The following is a 7,918-nucleotide window of genomic DNA, read 5'->3' as shown; positions in this document are numbered from 1 at the left end:
TGAGTTCTCAAGGAACGGACGCTTCCTTCGTACTCACCCTCTCGGGCTTTCCTCCGGGCGCTTCCCTTCGGTGTTTCCGACTCTATCAGATCTTTTTCTCGACCTGACCCCCAGTCAGCGGGGTTTGCCTTCCCGGCCGTTGGGCCGTTCCGACGTCTCAAACCTTAGCGGACTCTCTCCGTGTTTCCCAAATCGAGGGAGTGGAATTGAATTCGGGCACGCCGAAATCGTTCCCACTGGGAGGTCGTGCTGATGGTGTGAGTGCCGCAGTTGCGGCGGAAGTGCTGCCTCAGAACCGTTACGGCCCCGTGGCAACCCGAAGAACCTTACGGATCCGTCCAGGGGCTGTCAAGAGGCCCCTGTCAAGATCTTTTAGTCCAGGTCCGTGAGGCGTCCGCCGGCGTCCGGCTGGGCGTGCTCCACCCTGCGGAGCAGTCGGGTGAGGACCTCTCCGAGGGTCGTGCGCTCGTCCGGAGAGAGGTCCTGGAGGAGCTCCTCCTCGAAGACCGACGCCATGCGCATCGCCTCCAGCCACTTCTCACGGCCGGCCGGCGTCAGCTCCACGATGACGCGGACCCGGTTGTTCTCGTCCCGCTCCCGGGTGACCAGACCCTCGGCGACCATGCGGTCGATGCGGTGGGTCATGGCGGCCGGGGTGAGGCCGAGGCGCTTGGCGAGGTCACTGGGGCCCATGCGGTAGGGGGCGCCGGACAGGACGAGGGCCTTGAGCACCTCCCAGTCGGCGTTGCTGATGCCGAGCTCGGCGGTCTGGCGGCCGTAGGCGACGTTCATGCGGCGGTTCAGCCGGGACAGCGCGGAGACGATCTTCTCGACCTGGGGGTCGAGGTCCTGGAACTCGCGCTGGTACGCGGCGATCTGCTCTTCGAGTGTCGGCTCGCTGAGGCCGGAGGTGCCGGAGGTGTCGCCCATGGCCGCAGTATGGCACGCCCTCTCTTTGCCTCGAAGTCCTTCACTGTGTACTCTTTAGCTTCGAACTTTAGCTTCTAACTCTTGACTCCTAACTAGTGAGAGAGGTGAACGTGACCAGGGCGATGGGCGCAGCGATGCGCCGGATCCATGTGGGCAACGCACTCAGCGCTTTCGGGCTGGGCTTCACGGTCCCGTATCTGTACGTCTATGTGGCGCAGGTGCGAGGTCTTGGGGCCATGACGGCGGGTCTTGTGCTCGCCGTCTTCGCTGTGGCCGCGCTGATCGTGCTGCCGTTCGCCGGGCGGGCCATCGTCCGGCGGGGCCCGCTGCCGGTGCTGCTCGCCGCCCTGGTCGCCGCCGCAGTCGGGGCGCTGAGCTTGGGGCTGTCGGGCAGTGCGGCGGCCGTGCTGCTGTCGGCGGCGGCGCTCGGGGCCGGGCAGGCCGTGATGCAGCCGGCGCTGGCGACGATGATCGTGGACTGCTCGACGGCCGGTACGCGGTCGCGGGCGTTCGCCATGCAGTTCTTTCTGCAGAACCTGGGGCTCGGTGTCGGCGGTCTCATCGGCGGACACCTCGTGGACACGTCCGAGGCCGGGTCGTTCACCTTGCTGTTCTCGCTCGAGGCGGCGATGTTCCTGCTGCTGGTCGTGGTGATGGCGACGGTGCGGATGCCGCACTCGCCGCGTGTCGAGGACGCCCCGCAGTCGGCCCGGGGCAGCTGGAAGCAGCTGCTGGGCAACCGGGCGATGGTGCAGCTGTGTGTGCTGGGCTTCGTGCTGTTCTTCGCCTGCTACGGGCAGTTCGAGTCGGGACTGAGCGCGTACGGCGTCGAGGCGGCCGGGATCTCGACCTCCGCGCTGGGGACGGCGCTGGCGGCGAACACGCTGATGATCGTGATCGCGCAGTTCGCGGTGCTGCGGTTCGTGGAGCGGCGCAAGCGCTCGCGGGTGATCGCGTCCGTGGGGCTGATCTGGGCCGTGGCGTGGGCCGTGGCCGGGTACGCGGGGCTCGGGAACGGGAGCCAGGAGATGGCGACGGCCGCGTTCGTCTCGACGTACGCGCTGTTCGGGCTCGGTGAGGCGATGCTGTCGCCGACGCTCGCCCCGCTCGTGGCCGACCTGGCCCCGACCGGGATGGCGGGGCAGTACAACTCCGCCTTCGCCCTGGTGAAGCAGCTCGCGCTGGCCGTGGGTCCCGCGGTGGGCGGGCCGCTGGGAGCCTCGCTGCACGCGCCGTACATCGTGGTCTTCCTGCTGTTCTCGCTGGGGATCACCGTGCTGGCCCTGCGGCTGGGGCGGCAGCTGACCGAGGTGCAGGACCATCCGTCGGCGGCGCGGAGTCGCGTGGTGGCGCAGGGGAGCGCTGCGGCGGGGCAGGCGGCGGCGCACGCCTGACGTGCGCGCCCGCACGCTCCCCCTGTGACACAGAGAGGCCGGGCTATGGCCGGTCGGGCTGCGGCAGGGCGAACTCGCACCAGACCGCCTTGCCGCCGCCCGGGGTGCGTCTGCTGCCCCAGTTGGAGGCGATCGTCGCGACGATGGAGATGCCCCGGCCCGATTCGTCGCCGGGTTCCGCGCGACGGCGCCTCGGGAGGTGGTCGTCGCCGTCGGTGACCTCGATGATCAGGCGGCGGTCGGTGCGGCGCAGGCGCAGGCGCATGGGGGGTGTGCCGTGCTGGAGGGAGTTGGCGACCAGTTCGCTGGTGGCGAGGACGCCCAGGTCGTGCAGTTCGGCGGGGAAGCGCCAGCTGGTGAGGACGCCGGAGGCGAAGGCACGCGCGCGTGGGGCCGCTTCCACACCGCCGAGGAGTTCCAGGGCGGCGTTGCGGAACAGTTCGCTCTCGGCTCCCTTGCGGGCGGGGTGCTGGAGGACCAGGACGGCGACGTCGTCGTCGTGGTCCGGGGTGACGCCGGCGGAGCGGACCAGGCGGTCGCAGACGACCTGGGGGGTGCCTCTCGCGCCGGCGAGGGCGCGTTCCAGGGCGGCGATGCCCTCGTCGAGGTCCTCGTTGCGGCGTTCGACTAGGCCGTCGGTGTAGAGGACGGCGGTGGAGCCGGGGCCGAGGGGGATCGAGCCGGAGGAGTGCATCCAGCCGCCGGTGCCGAGCGGGGGGCCGGTGGGTTCGTCGGCGCGCTGGACGGTGCCGTTCTCGTCGCGGACGAGGATCGGCAGGTGGCCGGCCGAGGCGTAGACCAGGCGGCCCTCGTTGGGGTCGTGGATGGCGTACGCGCACGTGGCGATCTGGTTGGCGTCGATCTCCATGGCGAGGCCGTCGAGGAGCTGGAGCACCTCGTGCGGGGGGAGGTCGAGGCGGGCGTAGGCGCGGACGGCCGTGCGGAGCTGGCCCATGACCGCCGCCGCACGGACTCCTCGTCCCATGACGTCGCCGATGACCAGCGCCGTACGGCCGCCGCCGAGGGTGATCACGTCGTACCAGTCGCCGCCGACCGCGGCCTCCGTGCCGCCCGGGTGGTACGTGGCGGCGATGCGCAGGTCGTCGGGTTCCTCGAGCTCCTGGGGGAGCAGGGAGCGCTGGAGGGTGACGGCGGTCTCGCGCTGGCGGCGTTCGCTCGCGCGGAGGCGTTCGGCGGCTTCGGCGTGGTCGGTGACGTCGGTGGCGAAGACCAGCACGCCGCGGCCGCCGCCGTCCTCGGTGATCGGGGTGCAGGTGAAGGTGTAGGAGCGGCCGTCGGGGGCCTTGCGGGACTTCACCGTGCGGGGCTTGCCGCTGCGCAGGACCTGGTCGAGGAGGGACAGCAGGCCCAGTTCGGCGAGTTCGGGCAGGGCGCCGCGCGCGGGGGCGCCTACGGGGCGGGGGCCGAAGGCTGCCGTGTAGGCGTCGTTGACGTAGGCGACGCGGTGGTCGGGGCCGTGGACCAGGGCGACGAGGGAGGGGACGCGGTCGAGGACCTCGCGCACCTTGAGGTCGTCGACGGCGGGGACGGGAGTCGCGTCGTCGTCATTGAGGTGTTCGGCGCGGGCCGCGGGCACGGAGCCTTCTCCCCGCCGGTCCGCGGAGACCGTGAGATCGGTCCGCGCTGCGGCGCGGCGCTGTGTTCCGGGGAGCCGGGCGCTCCAGCGCGTGAAGTTCACGAATCCTTGCCTCGGGTAGTTGTCGGCGGCCGGGAACCGGGACCGGCCGGGTCCCTGGGCCGCACGGGGCTGGCTGCGGCCCGCCCGCGGTGGTGGACCAGTCTGGCAGGCTGCCGACCGGGCCGACATCCGTCAGACGCCGGTCCGGCCGGTGGAGTTCCTGGGTCCGGTCAGGACGACCCCTTCGGGTTGTGCGGGGGGTCTTGAGAAGGCTTTCCACCGGCCGCGAGTTCGAACTCCGCCCGGGGATGTTCGAGTGAACCCAGGGAGACGATCTCCCTCTTGAAGAGCCCGGCGAGGGTCCATTCGGCAGCCACGCGTGCCTTGCGGTTGAAGGTGGGGACGCGGCTGAGGTGGTAGGTGCGGTGCATGAACCAGGCGGGGTAGCCCTTGAGCTTGCGTCCGTAGACCTGGGCGACACCCTTGTGCAGGCCCAGGGAGGCGACGGAGCCGGCGTACTTGTGGGCGTACGTCTGAAGGGGTTCGCCGCGCAGAGAGTGCGCGATGTTGTCGCCGAGGACCTTCGCCTGGCGCAGGGCGTGCTGGGCGTTGGGGGCGCACTCCTGGCCGGGCTCCCGCGCGGTGACGTCGGGGACGGCGGCGGCGTCGCCCGCTGCCCACGCGTGCGTGGCGCCCTCGACGGCCAGTTCGGCGGTGCACTTGAGCCGTCCGCGCCCGTTGAGCGGCAGGTCGGTGGCGGCGAGGACCGGGTGCGGTTTCACCCCGGCGGTCCATACGACCGTGCGCGTGGGGAAGCGTGAGCCGTCGCTGAGCACGGCCACCCGGTCGGCGCAGGACTCCAGGCGGGTCTCCAGGCGTACGTCGATGTTGCGGCGGCGCAGTTCGGTGACCGTGTAGCGGCCCATCTCCTCGCCGACCTCGGGGAGGATGCGGTTCGACGCCTCGACGAGGATCCACTTCATGTCCTCGGGACGGACGTTGTGGTAGTACCGCGCGGCGTAGCGGGCCATGTCCTCCAGCTCGCCGAGCGCCTCCACGCCCGCGTAGCCGCCGCCGACGAAGACGAAGGTGAGGGCGGCGTCGCGGACGGCCGGGTCGCGCGTGGAGGAGGCGATGTCCATCTGTTCGAGGACGTGGTTGCGCAGGCCGATGGCCTCCTCGACGGTCTTGAAGCCGATGCCGTGCTCGGCGAGCCCGGGGATCGGCAGCGTGCGCGAGACGGATCCGGGCGCGAGGACGAGCTCGTCGTAGGCCAGCCGCCGGCCGCCGGTGCCCTTCTCCTCGGTGGCGAGCGTGGTGATGGTCGCCGTGCGCCCCGCGTGGTCGACGGCGGTGGCCTCGCCGATGACGACGCGGCACCGGTCGAGGACCCGGCGCAGCGGGACGACGACATGCCGCGGGGAGATCGCCCCGGCGGCCGCCTCGGGGAGGAAGGGCTGGTACGTCATGTACGGGTCGGGAGTGACGACCGTGATCTCGGCCTCGCCCCGTTCGAGTTCCCGTTTCAGCTTCCGCTGCAGGCGCAGGGCCGTGTACATCCCGACGTAGCCGCCGCCGACAACGAGAATGCGCGCACGTTCCTTCACCATCCCATGACGCACCCGCCGCTTGCGTTTGTCCACAGGCTCGACGAATTGTGTGACCGGAGGCCAAAGCTCCTCCGCTTTGGCCGAATAGCCCGATCCCGCGCCATCGCCGCAGGTCAGCGGCGGTCTCTTGATCCCCGCCCACCCTCACATTCCGGACGAATGCGCCGCGTACTCCGATCGGGGGGCGCTCCGTGCGGAACCTGCCCCTTCTGAATTGACCCCCTCTCAACTATGTTCGTCTCTCGACGGGGTGTAGGGGGATGCGCTCATCGGGTCCGCGACGGGCGGGGTTCGATCACCGGGCTTGTTCCGCGAGCCCCGGCCATCAATGGCGGGGAGTCTCCGGGGGGAGACGTCATTACCGGGGGAAAGCGTATGCATGTTCAGGATTCTCATTGGTCGTCCGCGGTCGCGACGGGCGCCGCGATGAGCGCGGCGACGGGCAACGGGCGGGCGGACAAGGCGCGTACGGCACCGTTGCGCGTGGACGCGCAGCGCAATCTGGAGCATGTGCTCCGGGCCGCGCGCGAGGTGTTCGGCGAGCTGGGCTACGGCGCGCCGATGGAGGATGTGGCGCGCCGGGCGCGGGTGGGTGTGGGCACGGTCTACCGGCGGTTCCCGAGCAAGGACGTGCTGGTGCGGCGGATAGCCGAGGAGGAGATCTCCCGGCTCACCGACCAGGCGCGGGCGGCGCTCGGACAGGAGGACGAGCCGTGGTCGGCGCTGTCCCGTTTCCTGCGCACCTCGGTCGCCTCCGGTGCCGGCCGGCTGCTGCCGCCGCAGGTCCTGCGGGTGGGTGTGGTGGAGGACCACGCGCGCGTGCCGCAGCAGCGGACCCAGCCGGGCACGGGTGAGCTGCGCCTGGTTCCGGAGGCACCGGCCGCTCCTGAGGACGACGCCGGTGCCGCGCAGCTGCTCGACGTGGTGGGCCGGCTCGTGGAGCGGGCGCGCGCGGCGGGCGAGTTGCGGCCGGACGTGTCGGTCTCGGACGTCCTGCTGGTGATAGCGACCGCGGCCCCGTCCCTTCCGGACGCGGCCCAGCAGGCAGCGGCGTCGGCCCGCCTGCTGGACATCCTCCTGGAGGGCCTGCGCTCCCGTCCCGCGTGAGGCGGCGCCCCGGGGAAGGCTCACGCGGCAGGACGACCTCTGAGCCTTCCCCGAACACCCACTCCTCAGTACGCGCGTACGACAAGTCCCCACGGACGAGTGGAAGACCGGACTGACGGTCCACGCCCGGAAGGCGCTGTGGCACCCTGACCCGTGTTCATGACGGGCCGGGCAGTGGCGGGGGCTTTTTCGCGATGAGCGAGGACGGGCGGGACGAGTCGTGCGCTGACGACAGCACACGGCAGGTGCCGAGCCAGGGGCGGGCGCCCCTGGACGACGTCGACGGCGCGGTCCCGGCCCAGCGCGACCGGCGCGAGGAAGGTGCCCTGCCGCCCCCGCGCGTGCTGCCCCCGTCCGACGCCGAACTGATCGCACGGATGCGCTCGGGCGACGACACGGCGTACGAGGAGCTGTACCGCCGCCACTCCCAGGCGGTACGCCGGTACGCCCGCACCTGCTGCCGGGACGCCCACACCGCGGAGGACCTGACCGCCGAGGTGTTCGCCCGCATGCTCCAGGCGGTGCGCGGCGGCTCCGGGCCCGAGCACGCGGTCCGCGCGTACCTGCTCACCTCGGTCCGCCGGGTCGCCGCGACGTGGACGCAGTCCGCCAAGCGGGAGCAACTGGTCGACGACTTCGCGGTGTTCGCCACGCAGGCCGCCCGCGTGTCCGACGCGTCCGACACCGACACCCTGGACCTGGGCGCGGACGTACGGGCGATGCACGAGGCGGAGCGGTCGCTCGCCATGCAGGCGTTCCGGTCACTGCCGGAGCGGTGGCAGGCAGTGCTGTGGCACACCGAGGTCGAGGACGAGTCCCCGAGCGAGGTCGCCACGCTGTTCGGCCTGGACGCCAACGGCACGCGTGTGCTGGCCAGCCGGGCGCGTGAGGGGCTCAAGCAGGCGTACCTCCAGGCGCACGTCAGCTCCGCCCTCACCCACGACGCGGAGTGCGCCCGCTACGCCGACCAGCTCGGCACGTACGCCCGCGGCAGGCTGCGCACCCGCGCGGAACGGGGGCTGCGCAAGCACCTCGAGGAGTGCGCCAAGTGCCGTCTGGCCGCCGCCCAGATCGAGGAGGTCGCGTCCGGCATCCCCGCGTTCGTGCCGGTGGCCGTCATCGGCTGGTTCGGTACGGCCGGCTACGCGAAGGTGGCCGGCCTCATCGCCGGCGGCACGGGCGCGGCAGGGGCGGCCGGTACGGCGGCGGCGTCAGCGGGCGGCGGCGGGTCCGCGGGC

Annotated in this window: 6 protein-coding genes; 3 read left to right on the top strand and 3 right to left on the bottom strand. The window is 71.7% G+C overall.

The genetic code is table 11. The features are described from left to right. Positions 1 to 372: 372 nt before the first annotated feature. Positions 373 to 930 carry a MarR family winged helix-turn-helix transcriptional regulator gene (locus N4P33_RS29490; RefSeq protein ID WP_260829993.1) on the bottom strand — a complete coding sequence of 186 codons (558 nt, stop codon included), beginning with the start codon at positions 928 to 930 and terminating at the stop codon, positions 373 to 375. A gap of 122 nt (positions 931 to 1,052) precedes the next feature. Here N4P33_RS29490 and N4P33_RS29485 point away from each other — a divergent pair, with 122 nt between their 5' ends. Then, a complete protein-coding gene (locus N4P33_RS29485; protein WP_260829995.1) occupies positions 1,053 to 2,324 on the top strand; it encodes an MFS transporter in 1,272 nt (423 codons plus the stop codon). Positions 2,325 to 2,367: 43 nt separating this feature from the next. On the opposite strand, the gene N4P33_RS29480 is transcribed toward N4P33_RS29485, so the two are convergent. Next, entirely contained in the window at positions 2,368 to 4,023 is a 1,656-nt protein-coding gene (locus N4P33_RS29480; RefSeq protein WP_260829991.1) for a SpoIIE family protein phosphatase, read from the bottom strand. Positions 4,024 to 4,193: 170 nt separating this feature from the next. Continuing rightward, complete coding sequence (locus N4P33_RS29475; RefSeq protein WP_260829990.1) at positions 4,194 to 5,573, bottom strand: NAD(P)/FAD-dependent oxidoreductase; 1,380 nt, start codon at positions 5,571 to 5,573, stop codon at positions 4,194 to 4,196. Between the two features lie 375 nt (positions 5,574 to 5,948). Here N4P33_RS29475 and N4P33_RS29470 point away from each other — a divergent pair, with 375 nt between their 5' ends. After that, positions 5,949 to 6,680, top strand: coding sequence for a TetR/AcrR family transcriptional regulator (locus tag N4P33_RS29470; protein ID WP_260829988.1), 732 nt, complete (start codon positions 5,949 to 5,951; stop codon positions 6,678 to 6,680). Between the two features lie 194 nt (positions 6,681 to 6,874). Next, a partial coding sequence (locus N4P33_RS29465; protein ID WP_260829986.1) for a sigma-70 family RNA polymerase sigma factor occupies positions 6,875 to 7,918 on the top strand: 1,044 nt, incomplete at its 3' end.

This window comes from Streptomyces sp. 15-116A (genome assembly GCF_025290915.1).
Classification (GTDB): Bacteria; Actinomycetota; Actinomycetes; order Streptomycetales; family Streptomycetaceae; genus Streptomyces.
The sequence above is the reverse complement of the archived record's forward strand: the minus strand, read 5'-3'. Positions and strand labels throughout refer to the sequence as shown.

Excerpts from the sequence above, each read along its gene's own strand:
- N4P33_RS29490 (WP_260829993.1), bottom strand. The coding sequence starts at position 930 with ATGGGCGACACCTCCGGCACCTCCGGCCTCAGCGAGCCGACACTCGAA.
- N4P33_RS29485 (WP_260829995.1), top strand. The coding sequence starts at position 1,053 with ATGGGCGCAGCGATGCGCCGGATCCATGTGGGCAACGCACTCAGCGCT.
- N4P33_RS29475 (WP_260829990.1), bottom strand. The coding sequence starts at position 5,573 with ATGGTGAAGGAACGTGCGCGCATTCTCGTTGTCGGCGGCGGCTACGTC.
- N4P33_RS29470 (WP_260829988.1), top strand. The coding sequence starts at position 5,949 with ATGCATGTTCAGGATTCTCATTGGTCGTCCGCGGTCGCGACGGGCGCC.